The 18718-nt window shown below is 61.1% G+C and carries 18 protein-coding genes; 7 read left to right on the forward strand and 11 right to left on the reverse strand.

Annotation, left to right across the window (positions count from 1 at the left end; genetic code table 11):
* Nucleotides 1-105 precede the first annotated feature (105 nt).
* Nucleotides 106-333, forward strand: coding sequence for a helix-turn-helix transcriptional regulator (locus tag BLR77_RS14820; RefSeq protein ID WP_074679076.1), 228 nt, complete (start codon nt 106-108; stop codon nt 331-333).
* A gap of 272 nt (nt 334-605) precedes the next feature.
* Nucleotides 606-1670, forward strand: a complete 1065-nt coding sequence (locus BLR77_RS14825) for a YagK/YfjJ domain-containing protein (protein WP_074679078.1) — start codon at nt 606-608, stop codon at nt 1668-1670.
* A 73-nt stretch (nt 1671-1743) separates the two neighbouring features.
* Here the strand turns inward: BLR77_RS14825 and BLR77_RS25100 are convergent, their stop codons facing one another.
* The 4 genes from BLR77_RS25100 to BLR77_RS14840 all read right to left on the reverse strand — a co-directional run bounded on the left by BLR77_RS25100 (nt 1744) and on the right by BLR77_RS14840 (nt 5454).
* Nucleotides 1744-2538 carry a hypothetical protein gene (locus BLR77_RS25100; RefSeq protein ID WP_139202991.1) on the reverse strand — a complete coding sequence of 265 codons (795 nt, stop codon included), beginning with the start codon at nt 2536-2538 and terminating at the stop codon, nt 1744-1746.
* A 57-nt stretch (nt 2539-2595) separates the two neighbouring features.
* Nucleotides 2596-3804 carry a tyrosine-type recombinase/integrase gene (locus BLR77_RS14830; RefSeq protein ID WP_074679080.1) on the reverse strand — a complete coding sequence of 403 codons (1209 nt, stop codon included), beginning with the start codon at nt 3802-3804 and terminating at the stop codon, nt 2596-2598.
* Nucleotides 3805-4020: 216 nt separating this feature from the next.
* Nucleotides 4021-4548, reverse strand: coding sequence for an inorganic diphosphatase (gene ppa / locus BLR77_RS14835; protein ID WP_074679082.1), 528 nt, complete (start codon nt 4546-4548; stop codon nt 4021-4023).
* Nucleotides 4549-4626: 78 nt separating this feature from the next.
* Nucleotides 4627-5454, reverse strand: a complete 828-nt coding sequence (locus BLR77_RS14840) for a M90 family metallopeptidase (protein WP_074679084.1) — start codon at nt 5452-5454, stop codon at nt 4627-4629.
* Nucleotides 5455-5568: 114 nt separating this feature from the next.
* Here BLR77_RS14840 and BLR77_RS14845 point away from each other — a divergent pair, with 114 nt between their 5' ends.
* Complete coding sequence (locus BLR77_RS14845; RefSeq protein WP_074679086.1) at nt 5569-7152, forward strand: serine/threonine-protein kinase; 1584 nt, start codon at nt 5569-5571, stop codon at nt 7150-7152.
* A gap of 27 nt (nt 7153-7179) precedes the next feature.
* On the opposite strand, the gene BLR77_RS14850 is transcribed toward BLR77_RS14845, so the two are convergent.
* A complete protein-coding gene (locus BLR77_RS14850) occupies nt 7180-7635 on the reverse strand; it encodes a GNAT family N-acetyltransferase (RefSeq protein WP_036998299.1) in 456 nt (151 codons plus the stop codon).
* A 283-nt stretch (nt 7636-7918) separates the two neighbouring features.
* Here BLR77_RS14850 and mpl point away from each other — a divergent pair, with 283 nt between their 5' ends.
* The 4 genes from mpl to BLR77_RS14870 all read left to right on the forward strand — a co-directional run bounded on the left by mpl (nt 7919) and on the right by BLR77_RS14870 (nt 10632).
* Nucleotides 7919-9271, forward strand: coding sequence for a UDP-N-acetylmuramate:L-alanyl-gamma-D-glutamyl-meso-diaminopimelate ligase (mpl, locus tag BLR77_RS14855; protein ID WP_074679089.1), 1353 nt, complete (start codon nt 7919-7921; stop codon nt 9269-9271).
* Between the two features lie 148 nt (nt 9272-9419).
* Nucleotides 9420-10049, forward strand: a complete 630-nt coding sequence (gene ubiX, locus BLR77_RS14860) for a flavin prenyltransferase UbiX (RefSeq protein WP_074679091.1) — start codon at nt 9420-9422, stop codon at nt 10047-10049.
* A 14-nt stretch (nt 10050-10063) separates the two neighbouring features.
* Nucleotides 10064-10348 (forward strand): DUF2845 domain-containing protein, encoded by a 285-nt coding sequence (locus BLR77_RS14865; protein ID WP_238380578.1) that lies wholly within the window; start codon nt 10064-10066, stop codon nt 10346-10348.
* Nucleotides 10345-10632 carry a YceK/YidQ family lipoprotein gene (locus BLR77_RS14870; protein ID WP_074679095.1) on the forward strand — a complete coding sequence of 96 codons (288 nt, stop codon included), beginning with the start codon at nt 10345-10347 and terminating at the stop codon, nt 10630-10632. Before BLR77_RS14865 ends, BLR77_RS14870 begins: the two co-directional genes overlap by 4 nt.
* A gap of 155 nt (nt 10633-10787) precedes the next feature.
* On the opposite strand, the gene BLR77_RS14875 is transcribed toward BLR77_RS14870, so the two are convergent.
* The 6 genes from BLR77_RS14875 to BLR77_RS14900 all read right to left on the reverse strand — a co-directional run bounded on the left by BLR77_RS14875 (nt 10788) and on the right by BLR77_RS14900 (nt 18640).
* On the reverse strand, nt 10788-11267 hold the full coding sequence (locus tag BLR77_RS14875; RefSeq protein WP_074679097.1) for a YbaK/EbsC family protein: 480 nt from the start codon (nt 11265-11267) through the stop codon (nt 10788-10790).
* Nucleotides 11268-11432: 165 nt separating this feature from the next.
* Nucleotides 11433-12299, reverse strand: a complete 867-nt coding sequence (locus BLR77_RS14880) for an MBL fold metallo-hydrolase (protein WP_074679099.1) — start codon at nt 12297-12299, stop codon at nt 11433-11435.
* 79 nt (nt 12300-12378) lie between these two features.
* Entirely contained in the window at nt 12379-13557 is a 1179-nt protein-coding gene (locus BLR77_RS14885) for an acetyl-CoA C-acetyltransferase (RefSeq protein WP_074679101.1), read from the reverse strand.
* Between the two features lie 132 nt (nt 13558-13689).
* A complete protein-coding gene (locus tag BLR77_RS14890; RefSeq protein ID WP_074679103.1) occupies nt 13690-15462 on the reverse strand; it encodes an acyl-CoA dehydrogenase C-terminal domain-containing protein in 1773 nt (590 codons plus the stop codon).
* Nucleotides 15463-15521: 59 nt separating this feature from the next.
* A complete protein-coding gene (locus BLR77_RS14895; RefSeq protein WP_074679105.1) occupies nt 15522-16895 on the reverse strand; it encodes a solute carrier family 23 protein in 1374 nt (457 codons plus the stop codon).
* Nucleotides 16896-17020: 125 nt separating this feature from the next.
* On the reverse strand, nt 17021-18640 hold the full coding sequence (locus BLR77_RS14900) for an acyl-CoA synthetase (RefSeq protein ID WP_074679107.1): 1620 nt from the start codon (nt 18638-18640) through the stop codon (nt 17021-17023).
* Between the last annotated feature and the right edge of the window lie 78 nt (nt 18641-18718).

Here is an 18718-nt window from a genome sequence, read left to right on the forward strand (position 1 = left end):
TGCGCTTTGGTGGGGGCAAAAATCAGCGTCTGCTATGCAGCCGCCTATCACATTTCCCGGTTATTCATAAACTGAGGGCCTAACGGTTTTCTTGGCGAAACAGATATGCACGATAGAGAGAGTAAACCTAAAAGATTGATTCGGCTTCCCACTGTTATTGAGCGCGTTGGGCTAAAGAAAGGTGCAATAGAGGATCGCCTTAACCCTGCGTCACCGCGGTATGACGAAACGTTCCCCAAAAAAGTTAAGATCGGAAAAAACAGTGTTGCATGGCTGGAGGAGGAGGTTGATTTTTGGATTGAGTGTCAGGTTGAACGATCAAGAACTAATTGAATATACCATAACTTTACAAGTTGGTTGCTGTGTTTTTTCTCGGTGTGGTTGGGGAAGAACTGTTCTTTCTCTTGTTTTTGCGAGGACTTGGGAAGAGGTGATTATTGGTATGTATATCTATTGAGTAATGTCTATTTAGTGATGAATGTTGACCTGATGTTGTTGGGCGTATAGGTGTCTGAGTGTGGCTTGCTACTATGTTTAGTGGAGGGTAGTGGGGTTGGTGAGGTGCTAAGAGCTAAGTGTGAGGTGTCTACTGAAAAGGATTGTGTATGTTATTGAGTGAAAAGTTTAATGAATTTCTAATGCAGGATCAGTATTACTTTGAGAGTGATGTAGAGGGTGAGTTAATAATTGTCCTTCCTGAAGTTGATCATGTTCAGGATATTTCGGAGATTGTAAGACTGTTGATGGAAGTCGTGGGGGGGGAGGTTCTTATTGAGGAGGGCCCATATGGGCGTCAGTCTCGTCTAACTAAGAGGGGAAAGCAACTTCTATGGGCGTTGCGGATTGACATTGAATATTTACAAGGGATTTATGCAGGGGGGGGGCGGCTTAGTCCGTATCTGAATATTTTTCATAAAGTCAAGAGGCAGTTGCAGGAGGTATGTGGGGGCGAAAGACTTACCGACGATTCTCTTTCTTCGAGCGAGGAGGTTGATGTTGTCAGGCGAGCGATCATTTCGATCAGGCAAGAAACTGCTTCTGGTGAGTTTAAAACGCATTGGAGGAACTGTCAGCGAGCAGTTGCCAAGAATGCTAAGGGACTAGATGATTTTATTGATTTGCTTTTTCTTCGGCATTCTAGAATGTTGGTTTTAAGGCTGGATATAGGGTATTCGCTGGCTTATCTGCAAGGTCAAGGCTTTGTAATCAGCTTGGATAGGGTTAAGAGGGATTTTTCGGTGTTTCTGAGGTTCCTGCGTAGAGGCAGGCTCAAGGAATCTCTTTGTGGATATGTGTGGAAGTTAGAGTTTGGGCCGACAAAGCAATACCATTACCATTTGATGATATTTTTGGACGGGGCGAGGCATCAGGAAGATGTAAATTTGTGCGAAGAGATTGGGGAGGTTTGGTCAAAAAAAGTGACCAATGGGCAGGGGTGTTATTTTAACTGTAATCGGCAGAAGGAAAGGTATAGTCGGCGAGGCATTGGTATGGTGTCCTGGGATGATACTGAAATGATCGAGAGCTTAAAGTGGGCTGGGAAGTATCTCGTGAAAAAGGATTTGCTAATTAGGCCTAATTTAAATGATAAAGAGAGGATGTTTGGTAAGTCTAGTGTTTCAACTGAAGGAGGGAAAGTGGGACGACCTAGAAGGCGGACGCTCAAATAGTCGTTTTTGTAGTTTGAATGGTCGTTGCGCTTACTCCTAAAGGTGTGGGTTCTCTGTTGTTTAAGTTCTGCAGTCAATGCTCATTGGTTTTTCTTCTTAGTGTTGTTTGTATGGCTTTGTTGATTTCCCCGACGCCTTCTTTGCCTGCGCTCATCCATTTTAGAATTCTTTCGTGTAGCGATGTGGCGTTTAGGTTAAGCTTGAAACTTAAATCAGGTCTTGGTTCGTAAGATTCTTCTTTTCCATCGGAAGAGGGGGTGGGTATGTAGAGTTGTTTAATTAATATTTTTTCAACATGCGTTGCGGCGGCTTTCTTTGACGGCCACCCCTCATCTGGACTCTCTTGTAATATTAAGTTCGCTATAATGTTTTGAACTATTTTGCTGCCGGCGTGCGTTGCGCTTGCTGCTCGGTTGGCAATTTTTGTTCTTAGTGGATCTTCCATGTAGTCGGGGATTCCAACGATGTTTGTCTCTACATTTTCTGTGAGTGAGCCTACGCAGAAGGACATAAGCGAGGTCGTTGAAAATGCCTCGGCAATCAGTCCTTTTCTGTGGAAGTCTTCTGCTTTGGCTTTTGCAACAAAGTAAAGTGTAATGAGGTAAGGGTATAGATATCTTGTATCTCTGTCTCCGTCTTCAATAACTTTCCAGTACTTGTTTATTTTATCGTTTGTAATTTTTCCGCTGCGAATTCTCTGCTGGATTTTCTCTTTTAGTTCAAGGCCTTTTTGTTTTCCGTACATTTTCTTGAGGGCATAATCGAGCCAGCTTTCAATAAACTCTACTGCGCCTTCAAAGGAATCTTTTGTCCAAGAGTGAATGTGTTCAGAGAGGCCGTCAGGAATCTCTTCCAGGGTTATACTCACAAAGTACCTATTTGCTGGATAAGTTTTTATTGGAAAGGTTATGTGACGCGATTTGCTTTAAGCTTCTCGCTGTGTGGATGTTAAATATCTAGCCCAGTCATTCATTAGTGCTCTGCGTTTGGCTAAGAAATCAGTTCGAGAGTAGGCACCTTCAGTTTGATCCCGTTCATCGTGCGCTAAGGCCATCTCACAAACCTCTCTTGGGTAGTGGGTGCATTCACCTGCCCAGTCACGGAATGATGAGCGAAAGCCGTGTCGAGTAATAGATATATAACCCATCTCGTGTAGTAGGTTGCGGACTGCATTTGCATGCATTACTCCGCTTTTCCCTTGTCCTGGAAATAAATATGGACTGTCTCCAATTTGTGGGATGGCTTCAAGGCAGTCTATTACTTCGTCGGCAAGCGGAATCGTGAAGGCTATACGTGTTTTCATACGCTCGTCGGGAAGTGACCACGTACGAGCCTCAAGATCGAATTCAGCCCAGCGTGCGAACCTCACCATGTGTGCACGTGCGGCAGTCATGATCAGCAGTTGTGCGGCAAGAGATGGTGCTGTCGTATTCGCTTTCAGTTGGTGGATTAGTTTTGGTACGTCTTGCCATGGCATTGCGGGGAAGTGCTCACGCTTTCTTGCTTTTTTCTTTTCCGCCCGGCTGAGCAAGTTGTCCAAGTGACCACGCCATCGAGCAGGGTTTTCTCCTTCACGAAGACCTCGTGCTTTGGCTGCATCTAGAATCTGCTCAATTTGCCCGCGTACCTCGTCCGCAGTACGTGTCTTTGTCGCCCATATTGGCTGAAGAAGTTTGAGGACATGCCCTGTGTCTATCTGCTCGGCAGAAAGGTTGCCAATTTGCGGGAATGCGTACAGTTCTAGTTTGCGAATCCAGCCTCTGCGCCACTGGTCAGACCAGGCGCCACCGTGCGCTACCCAGTACTCAGTGGCCAGCGTCTTAAATTTGAGTTGTTTGGCTTCTTGGGCTCGCAGAGCCTCACGCTGGGCTAGGCGCTCTTGATCACGTGCTGCTAGTGGATCGACACCATCTATCAGGATGCGGCGCTTAGCACTCGCTTCGAGACGTGCGTTCTTGAGGCTAATCTCTGGGTATGAACCTAGGCCCATTTCCCGACGGCGGCCAGCAAGCTGGAAGCGTAGTAACCAAGACTTGCGTCCCGTGGGTTTGACGACCAGCCGAAGACCGTCTCCATCTTCGTAGGTGCCAGGTTCTGTGAGGTTCTCGACCTGTTTCGGATTCAGCTTGCCCATCGTGCCCCCTGCTGCGTTGCCATTCTCTCTTGTCCCCCCACTTGTCCCCCCACTTTATCGTCGGATGGGGTTGTGTCGCTTTGAACGCGGTTGGGTGAGAAAAAGGCTGTAACCCTTTATTCCCCAAGGCTACCAATATGGGTTTTGGATTGGATAGGTTTTTTTTGGGCATAAAAAAAGCCGGCTTGTGGCCGGCTTTTAGGAGGTGGTCAGGGCTTATTTTTGGTAAGCCGCGACTGCCTTGTTGATCAGGCCGCGGGCTTCTTCTGCGCCGCCCCAGCCTTCTACCTTGACCCACTTGCCCTTCTCCAGATCCTTGTAGTTCTCGAAGAAGTGCTTGATCTGCTCGATCAACAGCGCGGGCAGGTCGGTGTATTCCTGAACGTCCTTGTACAGAACGCTCAGCTTGTCGTGCGGAACGGCAACCAGCTTGGCGTCGCCACCGGCTTCGTCGCTCATGTGCAGTACGCCGACCGGACGGGCGCGGATCACCGAACCCGGAGCAACCGGGTAAGGGGTCACGACCAGCACATCGAGGGGGTCGCCGTCGTCAGCCAGGGTGTGCGGGATGAAACCGTAGTTGGCCGGGTAGAACATCGGGGTGGCCATGAAACGATCGACCATCAGGCAATCGGTGTCGTGGTCGATTTCGTATTTGATCGGCGCGTGGTTGGCCGGGATTTCGATGGCAACGTAGATGTCGTTCGGCAGGTCTTTACCAGCCGGGATCTTGCTGTAGCTCATGGGGGAAACTCCCAGGAAGGGCCAAAAAAGTGGGGCGCATTATAGGCGTATTCGCAGAGCGTTACTACGGCGGTCTACTCAGCCATTGGTCGCGTTTTCGACCGCCTTGTAGTCGGGGTGTTCCGCTTGCAAGCACTGCAAACGCTCCAGGCTGTCCTGGCGGTAGAACAGCGCCAGTTGCCGGTAGACCTCGGGAAAAGCCTGTGCCAGCAGATCCGGGGCGCTGAAGAAGTATTCGCTGGTCACGGCGAAGAATTCCGCCGGGTCTTCGGCAGCGTAGGGGTCGATGGCGGTTTCGGCCTCGGGGTTGGCATCCAGTTCGGCGTTGAGTGCGTCATAGGCGCTCTGCATGGCGCTCGCCCAGTCCTGCACGCGCATCTCGCGGTGCAGCGGCGGCAGGCCATTGGCGCCGCCTTCGAGCATGTCCAGCTTGTGCGCCAGTTCGTGGATCACCAGGTTGTAGCCTTCCCAGCTGCCGCTGGCCTGGACCCCGGGCCAGGCGAGGATCACCGGACCTTGCTGCCAGGCCTCGCCGCTGCGCGCGTCGTCCCACTCGTGTTCGATGCCGCTGGCATCGCGGTGGCGCTGCGGGCTCACGAAGTCATCCGGGTAGAGGACGATCTCGTGGAAGCCCTGGTACCAGTCCAGATCGCCCAGGTGCAGCAGTGGCAACTGCGCCTGGGCTGCCAGCAGCAGATGCTCGACCGGGCCGAGTTCCAGGCCGGGCAGGGCGGTCAGGTGCTTGTCATGCAGAAACAGCACGGCGCGCTCGCGCAGCTGTTGCTCTTCGCGTTCGTCGAGGCCATCGAGAATCGGCAGACGCCTGCGCACTTCGGCCCAGTGGGCGGGATCGACAGGGTTGTTTTCGAGGGTGCGACGACGGCGCCAGGCCTTGAAGGACCACATGCATGCAGGCTCGTTGGGAAGACCCGGCCACCATAAGGGCGCCAGGCTTTCGCTACAAGTCGGCACAAAGGCTGCAACGCCACTTGCAGCTTCGCTGATGCAGGAGGGCTGAGCATGGCGCTGCAACTGCTGGAACACCCTGGAATCACGCTGGCGTCCGGTACCGGGCTGGACTTGCCGCACCAGGCCGCGCGCGCTCGGGCGATGTGGCTGGCCGGTCGCCAGCAGCGTCCGCCGTTGTTGCTGGTCGTGCTGCTTTGGGCGCGCCATTGCCCCGATGTGGTGCACAGCCTGGAGCGTCATCTGGACGCTCTGTTCGCCGATTTTCGTTGCACACCTGAGGGCTGGAGTGAAACCCAGGCGGCGCGGCAGGTGCTGGCAGCGCTGAATCTCCAGCTGTTTCGCCGGCAGCAGGCCGGGCAGGGCGTCGCCGAGTTGCACGCCGGTGTACTGCTGATGCAGGGCGATGAGTTGCAGTTTCTGCAGGCGGGCAGCGTCGGCCTGGCGCGCGCACAGAAAGGCGTCCTGCAGCTCCTGGCGGGGCGTGAGGGGCAGGCTCTCGGCGCTCAGGCCGAGCTGGCGCTGGTTCAGCACAGCCTGGTGCCAAGCCGCGGTGAGCGCCTGCTGCTGGCGCCGCAACCGCTGCTCGATGTGAGTGATCTGCAAGGGCTGTGTATCCAGGCGGAGAGCGCCTTGGGCGAGCTGCTACGGCCGCTGTTGCAAGCCCCCGGCGCTGCAGTTCTGCTGTGCGTGGGTGAAACCCAGTGCCTGACGCCGGCGCTGTCTGCTCCGGCGCGCCCGGCACTGACGCAGATCGCCTGTGGTCAGCAACTCGATGGCTGGACGCTGTTGCGCGAATGTCTTTATGGGCCGCCTGAACGGGTGTATGTCGGGCGTGATGAGTCTGGACGCGAAGCCGTGCTCTGGTTCGCCGAGGAGGACGCAGGCGAAGCCTTCTGGCAGCGCGAGTGGGCGTTGCGGCGCAGTCCGCAGCAGGCGTTGCCGCAGGTGCTGTCGCCGCATCAGACGCGCAGTCACGCGTACCTGGTACTGGCCAAACCGCCCCGAGGCATGCGCAATCTGTTCGATTGGGTGGCCGCCCATGGCAAGCCCGACGCACAGACATTGCTGAGTTTGGTGACGCAATTGATCGCCGCCGTGCGTTCGCTGCAGCGTCGTGGCATGCAGGGGCTTTGGTTGAACCCCAGGCAGATTCTGCTCGGTGATGACGGACGCGTGCTGTTTCTGCCCGGGGCGGCCGTCATCCTGCCCGGTGTTGCGCGTCAGCCAGTGCCTGAACAGGCTGTGCCACTGGCACCGGAACTGCGCAGCGGCCGTGCGCTGGATGGTCGCGCCGATCAGTTCGCCCTGGCGGCGCTGGTCTATTGGCTGATGTCTGGGCAATGGCCGGAGGCGGCGCGCGGTGACGTCCGCCCCGGACACTGTTACGTGCCGCTGGCGACCTTTACCGTGCAGGTGCCGCAAGGCTGGGATGGTGTGCTCGCCCGTGCCCTGGCGCCGCAGCCACAGGCACGTTTCGAGGCCTTGTCGGAGTTTCAGCTGGCATTGCAGCAGCCCTTGCAGGCGCGTCGCACTCAGGCGCTGCGGCGGGCGCCCTTGCAGATGGCACGCCTGGCTGCGTTGGGGCTGGTCACGCTGCCCTTGCTGTTGGGGCTGCTGCTCAGTCTCGGCGGCTGACGGGCAGCCGCTGCATCGGCGACTCGATCAATCGGAGTTGATGGGCAGTACGTAGTTCTTGAACTGCTCGTCCTCGACGAAGCCGATGGACTCGTAGACCTTCTGCGCCACCTCGTTGTCGCGGCTGGTGGCCACGCGCATGCGCACGGCATTGGTTTCCTTGGCCATCTGCTTGGCGGTATGCAGCAGGCGGTCGGCAACCAGTTGGCGGCGAGCATCCTCGGCGACGTAGATATCGTTGAGAATCCACACGCGCTTGAGCGACAGCGAGGAATAGCTGGGGTAGAGCTGGCAGAAACCGAGCAGCTTGTCTTCATCGTCGGCCAGGGCCAGGTAGATCACCGACTCCTTGCGGCGCAGGCGCTTCTCGAGAAATTTGCGCGACGACTCGGGGTAGGGCAGCTCGTTGTAGAACTCGCGGTATTTGACGAACAGCGGGGTCAGCAGGTCCAGGTGCTCCAGGGTGGCTTGGACGATGCGCATGGCGGGCCTCGGCTTCTGTGATTGAACTGGATGGACGATGCAGCTGTTGTGCCAGCAGACCAGCCGATGCTGCCTCAAAGCCAGTTGAAAGCGCAATCCAAGCAAACGTTTGATTTTCTCGCCGCGGCAACTTGGTATCCAGGCCTCTGTCTGAACAGGGCGCAGCAGCCGCCCATCGGGTGCTGTGCTAACCTGCCGCCATCGCTCCACGCCCCTTAACAGGCCTGTTGAAAACGTAGGTAGTTTTCAACGGTCTGTTCGTGGGCTTGTTCAGAGGTCATCAATGCACATCCATATTCTCGGCATCTGCGGCACCTTCATGGGTTCGCTCGCGGTGCTGGCCAAGGAACTCGGCCACCGCGTCACCGGCTCCGATGCCAACGTTTACCCGCCCATGAGCACTCAGCTGGAAGCCCAGGGCATCGAGTTGATGCAGGGCTATGATCCGGCCCATTTGCAGCCGGCGCCTGACCTGGTGGTCGTCGGCAACGCCATGAGCCGTGGCAACCCTGCGGTGGAATATGTGCTGAACAAGGGCCTGCCCTATGTTTCCGGCCCTCAGTGGCTGGCCGATCACGTGCTGCAGGGGCGCTGGGTACTGGCGGTCGCAGGTACCCATGGCAAGACCAGCAGCTCGAGCATGCTCGCCTGGGTGCTGGAGCATGCCGGTATGAGCCCGGGCTTCCTGATCGGCGGCGTGCCGCAGAACTTCGGGATTTCCGCGCGGCTGGGCGGCACGCCGTTCTTCGTGGTCGAGGCCGATGAGTACGACAGCGCCTTCTTCGACAAGCGCAGCAAGTTCGTCCATTACCGCCCGCGTACGGCGATTCTGAATAATCTGGAATTCGATCACGCCGACATCTTCCCGGATCTGGCGGCCATCGAACGGCAGTTCCACCATCTGGTGCGCATCATCCCCGGCGAGGGCCTGGTCATCCACCCGGCCAGCGAAACCGCGCTGGCGCGGGTGATCGAAATGGGCTGCTGGACGCCTGTGCAGACCACCGGTGAAGGCGGTCAATGGCAGGCGCGCCTGCTCAGCGCGGATGGCTCGCGTTTCGAGGTGAGCTTCGACGGCAAGGTCGAGGGCACCGTGGAATGGAACCTGACCGGCCAGCACAACGTCGCCAATGCCTTGGCCGTGCTCGCGGCGGCGCGCCATGTCGGTGTGGTGCCGGCGCTGGGCATCGAAGCGCTGGGCCAGTTCATCAATGCCAAGCGGCGCATGGAGAAGGTCGCGGAGGTCGGTGGCGTGACCATTTTCGATGATTTCGCCCACCACCCCACTGCCATCGCCACTACCCTGGATGGCCTGCGCAAGCGCGTCGGCGACGCAACTCAAGTGATCGCGGTGATCGAGCCGCGCTCCAACTCGATGAAGCTCGGCGCTCATCGCGATGGCCTGGCCGAGTCGGCCGAACAGGCCGATGCGGTGTTCTGGTACGCGCCGCCGAATCTCGGCTGGGACCTGGCAGCCACCGTGGCGCAGGCGCGCAACCCGACCCGCGTGTGCGACTCGCTGGAGTCGATCATCGACGGCGTGAAGGCCCTGGTGCGTCCCGGTACCCAGGTGGTGATCATGAGCAACGGCGGCTTCGGCGGCCTGCATGGCAAGCTGGCCAAGGCCCTTTCATAAAGAGCCGAAATTCGCGCTCAAAGCGTCGCGAGCGCAGATTAGGCAAGGCGAAGGCCTGCGAGGAAGCGGAGTTTACTGTAGTAAATGAGTATTCCGAGCAGGCTTTCAACGCAGCATAAGCAAGCGCAGCAGCTTTGAGAGTGAATTTATGAGCGGTCCTGAACGCATTACTCTGGCCATGACCGGCGCCTCCGGCGCGCAATACGGCCTGCGCCTGCTCGATTGCCTGGTGCAGGAAGATCGCGAGGTGCACTTCCTGATTTCCAAGGCCGCGCAACTGGTGATGGCCACCGAAACCGACGTGGCGCTGCCGGCCAAGCCGCAGTCCATGGCCCAGTTCCTCACCGAGTACACCGGTGCGGCGCCGGGACAGATCCGCGTCTACGGCAAGGAAGACTGGATGGCGCCAGCGGCCTCCGGCTCCGGCGCGCCGACCGCCATGGTGGTGGTACCGTGCAGCACCGGCACCTTGTCGGCCATCGCCACGGGTGCCTGCAACAACCTGATCGAACGCGCGGCTGATGTGGCATTGAAGGAACGCCGCCAGCTGATTCTGGTGCCGCGCGAGGCGCCGTATTCGAGCATCCATCTGGAAAACATGCTCAAGCTGTCCAATCTGGGCGTGACCATCCTGCCGGCGTCGCCCGGCTTCTATCACCAGCCGCAGACGCTGGATGACCTAGTGGACTTCGTCGTCGCGCGTATCCTCAACTGCCTGAATATTCCGCAAGACATGCTGCCTCGTTGGGGCGAGCATCATTTGATATCGGACGAATAGGGAGAGCGATGTCCATGGCCAATCGTTACCTGCTGGGCTGCCTGTTGGCTCTGTCGATGATGCCTGCCGCGCAGGCGTCGATGCGCTGCGGCAATACGCTGATCAATGAGGGCGAACTCACGGTAGATGTTCTGCGTAAATGCGGCGAGCCCGATCAGCGCGAGATGATTCCGCCCAGCAGCCCGCAGGGCGGCGGCGTTACGGTGGAGCAGTGGGTGTACGGGCCACGCAATGGCGTTTACCGCTATCTGCGCTTTCTCGACGGCAAGCTGGTCGAGATCAGGGTCGCACGCGGATGAGGCGCAGGCTGGTGTTCGGCCTGGCGCTGCTGAGCCTGACCGGCTGCGCCACGGTGCGCACACTGGACGCAGCCAAGCCTGGTGCGCCGGTGGTCTACGCCGGTACGCGGCTGGATTGGTACACGATCAATGGCGGTTGCTGCCCGCTGGACCGTTTTGGTGCCGAGGCGCCGCGTTATCCGGGGCTGGATCTGCCGGCCAGTGCGTTGCTCGATACTCTGTTGTTGCCGTTTTCGCTGGCCACCGCGCTGGGTGTGAGCCTCGGGGTTAGCGGCGGGCTGTAGGCCAACGAGATACGCCACTTTCTGATAATCCGGGGAGGTGCCATGACGCCGTAGGGTGCGCTGTGCGCACCGGATTTTTGCGGCGGCGTATAGCCCGGAGTCAATCCGCTAGCGCCTTGGTGCGCGCGGCGCACCCTACGCTTACGTTGACCCGTTCAGCAGGGCTCGGTTTCCACTTCCTGGCACACGTCGATCCACTCGGCATCGACCAGTTCGGCCATGCGCTGCGGGGCGATGCGCACCGCGCTGTGAGTGGCGCCGGCAGCCGGCAGCACTTCGTCGAAGGCCAGCAGTGAGCGGTCGCAGTAGACGCTCAGGGGGGTGGCCAGGCCGAACGGGCAGACGCCGCCCACCGGGTGGCTGGTCAGCTCCACCACCGTCTGCGCATCGAGCATGCGCGCCTTGGCGCCGAAGCATTCCTTCATCTTGCGATTGTCGATGCGCGCGTCACCACGGGCGACGATCAGCACGTCGCGTTCGGCGATGCGAAAGGCCAGGGTCTTGGCGATCTTGCCCGCTGCCACGCCATGCGCTTCAGCCGCCAGCGCTACGGTGGCGGTGCTGGACGGCAATTCGATGATCGCGATATCGGGCGCCTTGGCGGCGAAGAAGGCGCGTACAGAGGCCAGGCTCATGAAACGGTCCCCCCAGGGCTGTCGAGGTGGGCACGGCACCACGGCCAGTCTCACGCTGGCCAGGCACAACCCCCTCCCTGGGGATGCTGGTGTGGTCGTGACCACGGCGAAAAAACAAGCGGCCATGCTCGCGCTGCATGACCGACGCGTCAAGGCCTGATGGCGTCAGTTTGCCAGCAGATGTGCTGTTTTTACCGCCTCAACGAGCCCGTAGCGGCCTTTTTCGTCTCGCGTTACCCGGCCCATGGCCACGTCGGGGTCGTGGGTGAATACCAGCCGGCCATCGCGGGCGACCAGGTCGCCCAGCAGTGCCTCCTTCTCCTCGATGAGGCCTTCGGGGAAACGGTCGTAACCCATGGTGATCGGCAGATGGACCCAAGGCGCGCCGGGGATCAGGTCGCCGGGAAATACCACCGGCCCGCTCGGCATGGCCACTTCCGGCAGCAGTTGGCCCGGCGTGTGACCATCGCTCCAGTGCAGGCGCCAGTCGGGGCCAAGCAGTTCGCAGCGGTCGGTTTCATCGATCAGTAGCAGGCGACCGCTATTTTCCAGCAGGTCGAGTAGCTCCGGGATATAGGAGGCTTTATCCCGGGCGTGTGGATTGCAGGCGCGCTGCCATTGGCGTCGGCCGGTAACGAAGTGGGCGTTGGGAAACAGCAGGCGCGCGGGTTGGTCCGCTTGCCAGGCGGCAAGCAGGCCGCCGGCATGATCGAAGTGCAGGTGGGTGAGCACGACGATATCGATATCGGCATCGCTCAGGCCGACGGCTGCAAGGCTGTCGAGCAGCACGTGACGATCTTCCTGCACGCCGAAGCGTTGCTTCAGTTCGGGGCTGAAGAAGGCACCGATGCCGGTTTCCACCAGGATGTTGCGCTCGTCTTCCTGTACCAGCAGGGCGCGGCAGCCGAGGTCGATGCGGTTCAGTTCGTCAGCCGGCATCCAGCGTTGCCAGAGGGCCTTGGGCGCGTTGCCGAACATGGCGCCGCCATCGAGTTTCTGGCTGTTGCCGGTCAGGGTGGTCAGGGTTCGCATGGGGGCTCTCTTGTTCTTGTCTGGGATTGCAGGGTGGATCGATGCAGCGTGATCCACCCTACCCGAAGCGGCGATTGTTTCAGCGTTCGATGGCCAGGGCCACACCCTGGCCACCGCCGATGCACAGCGTGGCCAGGCCGCGGCGGGCGTCGCGGCGCTGCATTTCATGGATCAGGCTGACCAGAATGCGGCAACCGGAGGCGCCGATGGGGTGGCCGAGGGCGATGGCACCGCCGTTGACGTTGACCTTGGCGCTGTCCCAATGCAGTTCGCGGCCGACGGCGATGGCCTGGGCGGCGAAGGCCTCGTTGGCCTCGATCAGGTCGAGATGTTCCAGGCTCCAGCCGGCGCGCTCCAGCGCCTTGCAGCTGGCGAACACCGGGCCGATGCCCATCACCGCCGGGTCGACCCCGGCGCTGGCATGGGCGGCGATACGCGCCAGGACCGGCAGTTGCAGTTCGTCGGCCTTCTCGGCGCTCATCAGCAGCACTGCGGCGGCGCCGTCGTTGAGGGTCGAGGCGTTGCCGGCGGTCACGGTGCCGTCATTCTTGAAGGCCGGGCGCAGCTTGCCCAGGCTGTCCAGGCTGGTGCCGGCGCGTGGTTGTTCATCCTGGGCAAAGCGCAGTGGTGCGGCGCCGCGCTGGGGAATGTCCACGGCGACGATCTCGTCGGCGAAACGCCCGGACTCGATGGCGGCCTGAGCACGCTGTTGCGAACGCAGGGCGAAGGCGTCCTGCTCGGCGCGCGTGACGCCGTACTGCTCGGCCAGGTTCTCGGCGGTGATGCCCATGTGGTAGTTATTGAAGGCGTCCCACAGGCCGTCCTGGATCATGCTGTCGACCAGCCCGGCATGACCCATGCGCAGGCCGCTGCGGGCGCCGGGCATGACGTAGGGCGCCAGGCTCATGTTCTCCTGACCGCCGGCGATGATGACCTCGGCATCGCCGCCACGAATGGCCTGGGCGCCGAGGATCACCGCCTTGAGGCCGGAGCCGCAGACCTTGTTCAGGGTCATGGCCGGCACCGTATGTGGCAGCCCGGCGAGCAGCACGCTCTGCCGGGCCGGGTTCTGCCCTGAGCCTGCGGTAAGCACCTGGCCGAGAATCACCTCGTCGATCTGCTCACCTGCAATGCCGGTGCGGGCGAGCAGCTCACGGATCACCGCAGCGCCCAGTTGTGGCGCGGGCGTGCGGCTCAACGCACCCTGAAAGCTGCCGATGGCGGTACGGCAGGCAGCGACTATTACGACTTCACGCATAAAGGTTCCTCGCCGGATGGACATTGAGCCCACCGGTGCTGATATTCGGTGCGCACGGCTCGGTGGCCCCGCGACACCCTACGCAATAAAAAAGCGCGGCGCCGAAGCTGCCGCGCAACACGCTCAACAGGTTTAGAACTGCTCGGCAGCCAGGCCATACAACGACTGGCTACCACCACGAATGCTCGCCTCCAGGCTCAGGGTGCGCGGCAGCAGGCGGGCGAAGAAGAACTCCGCCGTGGCCAGTTTGGCGCCGTAGAAGGCTTCGTCTTCGCCCTGCTTGCTCTGCGCCACGGCGGCCATGCGCGACCACATGTAGGCGTAGGCGACGTAGCCGAACAGGTGCAGGTATTCCACCGAGGCGGCGCCCACCGAGTTGGGATCGCTCTTGGCCTGATCCAGCAGCCAGCCGCTGACCGCCTCCAGGCGCTCCAGCGCCTCGACCAGGCGATCACCGAAGGGCGACTCGTGGGCATGAGCGAAGTCGCGCACCTCGGCGGCGAACAGGCGCAGCGCGGCGCCGCCATTGGCTACCACCTTGCGCCCGAGCAGGTCGAGCGCCTGGATGCCATTGGTGCCTTCGTAGATCTGAGCGATGCGCACGTCGCGCACCAGCTGCTCCTGGCCCCACTCGCGGATATAGCCGTGGCCGCCGAATACCTGCTGGCCGTGCACACAGCTTTCCAGCCCGGTATCGGTGAAAAAGGCCTTGGATACCGGGGTTAGCAGGGCGACCAGAGCCTCGGCGTTCTGCCGTTCGCTGGCGTCCTCGGCGTACTTGGCCAGGTCCAGCTGCTGACCGACGTAGCAGGCAAAGGCGCGGCCGCCCTCGTTCAGCGCCTTCATGGTCAGCAGCATGCGACGCACGTCGGCATGCACGATGATCGGGTCGGCGACCTTGTCGTGATTGACCGGGCCGCTGGCGGCGCGGCTCTGGATTCGTTCGCGCGCATAACCCACGGCCGACTGATAGGAAGCCTCGGCGCAGCCGATGCCCTGGATGCCGATGGACAGACGCTCGTAGTTCATCATGGTGAACATCGCCGCCAGGCCCTTGTTCACTTCGCCGATCAGGTAGCCGGTGGCGCCGTCGAAGTTCATCACGCAGGTGGCCGAGGCCTTGATGCCCATTTTGTGCTCGATGGAGCCGCAGCTCACCGCGTTGCGTGCGCCGAGGCTGCCGTCGGCATTGACCATCACCTTGGGCACCAGAAACAGCGAGATGCCCTTGGGCCCGGCCGGCGCGTCCGGCAGCTTGGCCAGCACCAGATGGATGATGTTCTCGGTCAGGTCCTGCTCGCCGCCGGTGATAAAGATTTTGCTGCCGGTGACCTTGTAGCTGCCGTCGGCCTGCGGCTCTGCCTTGGTCCTGATGATGCCCAGGTCGGTGCCGGCGTGGGCCTCGGTCAGGCACATGGAACCGGCCCAGCGCCCCTCGTACATCGGCGGCAGGTAGGTGGTCTTCAGCTCCTCGCTGGCGTGGGCGTCGATGGCCAGGCAGGCGCCGGAACTTAGCGCCGAGTAAAGCGCGAAACTGGAGCCAGCGGCGTAGAGCATCTCCTCGAAGGCCACGGCGAGCATCTTGGGCATGCCCATGCCGCCGTAACTCGGGTTGCCGGAGAGGCCGACCCAGCCGCCTTCGATGTAGGTGGCGTAGGCCTCGCGAAAACCCGCCGGGGTGCGCACGTTGCCGCCTTCCCACTGCGCGCCTTCCTCGTCGCCGCTGCGATTGAGCGGGGCGATCAGGTTGCCGGTGACCTTGGCTGCCTCTTCGAGAATGGCATCGGCGGTGTCGGCATCGACGGTTTCCGCCAGAGCCGGCAGGCGTGCCCACAGGCTGGGCGCCTGGAACACGTCATGGAGGACGAAGCGCATATCGCGCAGCGGGGCGTTGAACTCGGGCATGGTGCAACCTCGACAGCAATGGCGCCGCGACGAGCGCGGCGCGTGTGGAACGAAATCCGTCAGTCGGCTTCCGCCGGACTTTGCGGCTTATCCTTGACGCTGGTGAATTTAAGCAGATGGGTACGTTCGACCAGAATGTACAGCGCCGCGCCTGCGGCCAGGCCCCAGCCCGCGCCGTAGACGGCGAGCACCACACCCATGGTGCCGGCGATGCCGCGCTCGGTGTTGTTGTTCAGTTGCTCGAAGCCGACCATCAGGCAGATGTAGCCGGTGAGGATCAGCGTCAGCGACAGGGCGATCGGCAGCACCGGCTGGAAGAAACTGACCAGCGGCAGCATGAACAGCGCGGCGAAGCCGGTGATCCAGAAGGTGCCGGCGCCGCTGTATATCGAATCCATCGCCTTGCGCCCGTACTTGTAGCGCTCGGCCATGGTCGCCGCCACGGCCGTCCACAGCGGGCCAGCCAGGCCCGGGTAGGGCGCGAAGAAGGCGTGCAGCGCGTTGCGCAAGGCGGTCACCAGGTGTACGCGGTCGACGTTGTTTTCGATCACCTCGTCGGTGCGCAGTTCATCGGCGCGCTGCATCAGCGACTGGCCGACGATGATGTCGCCGAAGGCGATCACGTAGGCGATCACCGCGGTGGGCACGGCCAGCAGGAATACGTCGAGGCCGGGGAAGCCGACATTGAACGGCAGGTAGTTCCACATCTCGCCGAAGGCCGGCGCGGTGATGCCCCATTTGACGTCCGGCATCTTGTACTCGCCCACGCCGATGCCGATGAAGATGGCGATCAGCATGCCCGGCACCATGCCGTAGTTGACGATCTTGCGCGCCATTGGCACGCGCTCGGTCAGGCCCTTGAACGACACCGAGAACATTAGGTACAGGCAGATCAGGCTGCCCAGCACCAGGGAGATCGGCGTGTTGGCCAGGCGGCCGCCGGCGCTGATCTCGCCCATCAGCGCGGCGATGCCGGCACCGATGATGATGCCACCCTTCATCGAGTTGGGGATCAGCCGCACCAGGGCACTGCCCAGGCGGGTGACGCCGAGCACGAGGAAGATCACGAACACCAGGAACTGCAGGGCGAACAGGGCCTGGATGGCCTGCGGGCCGGGTTCGAAATTGCCGAGAAACAGCAGCACCACCGGGATGCCGGGGGTGATCCAGCCGGGTACGAAAGGCACGCCGAGCAGTGCCGGCAGCATGAAGCCGATGCCGCACACCACCACGTAGGCCAGGGCCACGTCGTAGGGCAGGCCGAGGTACTTCTCCAGCAGCGGGATCATCGCCAGGCTGACCACGAACATGATCAGCGCCTGCAGCATCTCGGCGGTTTCCCAGCGGTAGTGCACGAATGGCAGGCGTACCTTGAACGGGCCGAGGGGCCAGTGCGGTTGTTCGTCGCCGTCACGGCGCTTGAAAATTTGCATGAGGGTTCTCCGTCGGCCGCCTGGGCCGGTTCTTGTTGTTGTGCAAACGGTGCGGTTTTGCCGTAGCCCGGATGCAATCCGGGGAATCCGGATCGCCGTCCCCGGATTGCATCCGGGCTACGTGATCAGAGGGCCTTGGCCATATCGCGCAGGACGAACTTCTGGATCTTGCCGGTGCTGGTCTTGGGCAACTGGGTGAAGACCACGGTCTTGGGCACCTTGAAGCCGGCCAGGTGCTCGCGGCAGAAGGTCATGATTTCGCTGTCGCTGGCCTGCTGGCCGGTCTTCAGGGTGATGAAGGCGCAGGGTGTCTCGCCCCATTTCTCGTCCGGGCGGGCTACCACAGCCGCCTCCAGCACCGCCGGGTGGCGATAGAGCACGCCCTCTACCTCGATGGTGGAGATGTTCTCGCCGCCGGAGATGATGATGTCCTTGAGGCGGTCGCGGATTTCCACGTAGCCGTCGGCGTGGCACACGCCCAGGTCGCCGGTGTGGAACCAGCCACCCTCGAAGGCCTCGGCGGTGGCGCTGGGGTTCTTCAGGTAGCCCTTCATCACGGTGTTGCCGCGCATGAAGATCTCGCCAATGGTCTGGCCGTCACGTGGCACCGGTTCCAGGGTTTTCGGGTCGGCGACCATTACCCCTTCCAGGGTCGGGTAGCGCACGCCCTGGCGCGCCTTGATGGTGGCGCGTTCCTCAAGCGGCAGCGCGTCCCATTCGGCGTGCCAGGCGCACAGGGTCACCGGGCCGTAGACCTCGGTGAGGCCGTAGACGTGGGTCACGGCGATGCCCATTTCTTCCACCGCGCCGATTACCTTGGCCGGTGGCGCGGCGCCGGCGACCATGGCCTTGACCGGATGATCGATGGCCGCCTTGGCCTCGGCCGGCATGTTCACCAGCGCGTTGAGCACGATGGGCGCGCCGCACAGGTGGGTGACCTGCTCGTCGCGGATCAGGGTGAGGATCTTCGCCGGGTCGACGCGGCGCAGGAACACGTGCACACCGGCCAGGGCGGTGATGGTCCAGGGGTAGCACCAGCCGTTGCAGTGGAACATCGGCAACGTCCACAGGTAGACCGGGTGGTTGCCCATGGCCCAGGTCATCTGGTTGCCCATGGCGTTGAGGAAGGCGCCACGGTGGTGATAGACCACGCCCTTGGGGTTGCCGGTGGTGCCGGAGGTGTAGTTGAGGCTGATTGCCTGCCACTCGTCCGTCGGCCACTGCCAGGCGAATTCCGGGTCGCCCTCGGCGAGGAAGGCCTCGTAGTCCAGCTCGCTGACCGCCTGGCCTTCGCCGTACTCGGGGTCGTCGACATCGATCACCAGCGGCGGGTGATCGAGCATGCCGATGGCGGCGTGGATCACATCGAAGAACTCGCGGTCGGCGATCACCACCTTGGCTTCGCCATGCTGCAGCATGAAGGCGATGGCTTCGGCATCCAGGCGCACGTTGAGGGTGTTGAGCACCGCGCCGATCATCGGCACGCCGAAATGCGCTTCGAGCATGGCCGGGATGTTCGGCAGCATCACCGCCACCGTGTCGCCCTGGCCGATGCCTCGGCCGGCCAGCGCCGAGGCCAGGCGCCGGCAACGCGCATAGGTCTCGGCCCAGTTACGACGAATCGAGCCATGCACCACGGCCGGGTAGTGCGGGTATACCGCCGCGGTACGTTCGATAAAGCTCAGGGGACTGAGGGCGACGTGGTTGACGGCGGCGCGGCCGAGGCCCTGCTCGTAGATCGACATGGCGGATACACCTTTGGCTGATTGTTAGCTCTGGTTATTCCGGTAATGATGCAGGCATTACCGAAGCTTGCTGGCGGT

This window comes from Ectopseudomonas alcaliphila (genome assembly GCF_900101755.1).
Taxonomy (GTDB): domain Bacteria; phylum Pseudomonadota; class Gammaproteobacteria; order Pseudomonadales; family Pseudomonadaceae; genus Aquipseudomonas; species Aquipseudomonas alcaliphila.

What these genes read in the sequence shown, in the direction of transcription:
- BLR77_RS14885 (WP_074679101.1), bottom strand. Translation starts at nt 13,557, where the DNA reads ATGCGTGAAGTCGTAATAGTCGCTGCCTGCCGTACCGCCATCGGCAGC.
- BLR77_RS14825 (WP_074679078.1), top strand. Translation starts at nt 606, where the DNA reads ATGTTATTGAGTGAAAAGTTTAATGAATTTCTAATGCAGGATCAGTAT.
- BLR77_RS14830 (WP_074679080.1), bottom strand. Translation starts at nt 3,804, where the DNA reads ATGGGCAAGCTGAATCCGAAACAGGTCGAGAACCTCACAGAACCTGGC.
- BLR77_RS14850 (WP_036998299.1), bottom strand. Translation starts at nt 7,635, where the DNA reads ATGCGCATCGTCCAAGCCACCCTGGAGCACCTGGACCTGCTGACCCCG.
- BLR77_RS14820 (WP_074679076.1), top strand. Translation starts at nt 106, where the DNA reads ATGCACGATAGAGAGAGTAAACCTAAAAGATTGATTCGGCTTCCCACT.
- ubiX (WP_074679091.1), top strand. Translation starts at nt 9,420, where the DNA reads ATGAGCGGTCCTGAACGCATTACTCTGGCCATGACCGGCGCCTCCGGC.
- BLR77_RS14845 (WP_074679086.1), top strand. Translation starts at nt 5,569, where the DNA reads ATGGCGCTGCAACTGCTGGAACACCCTGGAATCACGCTGGCGTCCGGT.
- BLR77_RS14895 (WP_074679105.1), bottom strand. Translation starts at nt 16,895, where the DNA reads ATGCAAATTTTCAAGCGCCGTGACGGCGACGAACAACCGCACTGGCCC.
- ppa (WP_074679082.1), bottom strand. Translation starts at nt 4,548, where the DNA reads ATGAGCTACAGCAAGATCCCGGCTGGTAAAGACCTGCCGAACGACATC.
- BLR77_RS14840 (WP_074679084.1), bottom strand. Translation starts at nt 5,454, where the DNA reads ATGTGGTCCTTCAAGGCCTGGCGCCGTCGTCGCACCCTCGAAAACAAC.
- mpl (WP_074679089.1), top strand. Translation starts at nt 7,919, where the DNA reads ATGCACATCCATATTCTCGGCATCTGCGGCACCTTCATGGGTTCGCTC.
- BLR77_RS14880 (WP_074679099.1), bottom strand. Translation starts at nt 12,299, where the DNA reads ATGCGAACCCTGACCACCCTGACCGGCAACAGCCAGAAACTCGATGGC.
- BLR77_RS14875 (WP_074679097.1), bottom strand. Translation starts at nt 11,267, where the DNA reads ATGAGCCTGGCCTCTGTACGCGCCTTCTTCGCCGCCAAGGCGCCCGAT.
- BLR77_RS14865 (WP_238380578.1), top strand. Translation starts at nt 10,064, where the DNA reads ATGGCCAATCGTTACCTGCTGGGCTGCCTGTTGGCTCTGTCGATGATG.
- BLR77_RS14890 (WP_074679103.1), bottom strand. Translation starts at nt 15,462, where the DNA reads ATGCCCGAGTTCAACGCCCCGCTGCGCGATATGCGCTTCGTCCTCCAT.
- BLR77_RS14870 (WP_074679095.1), top strand. Translation starts at nt 10,345, where the DNA reads ATGAGGCGCAGGCTGGTGTTCGGCCTGGCGCTGCTGAGCCTGACCGGC.
- BLR77_RS14900 (WP_074679107.1), bottom strand. Translation starts at nt 18,640, where the DNA reads ATGTCGATCTACGAGCAGGGCCTCGGCCGCGCCGCCGTCAACCACGTC.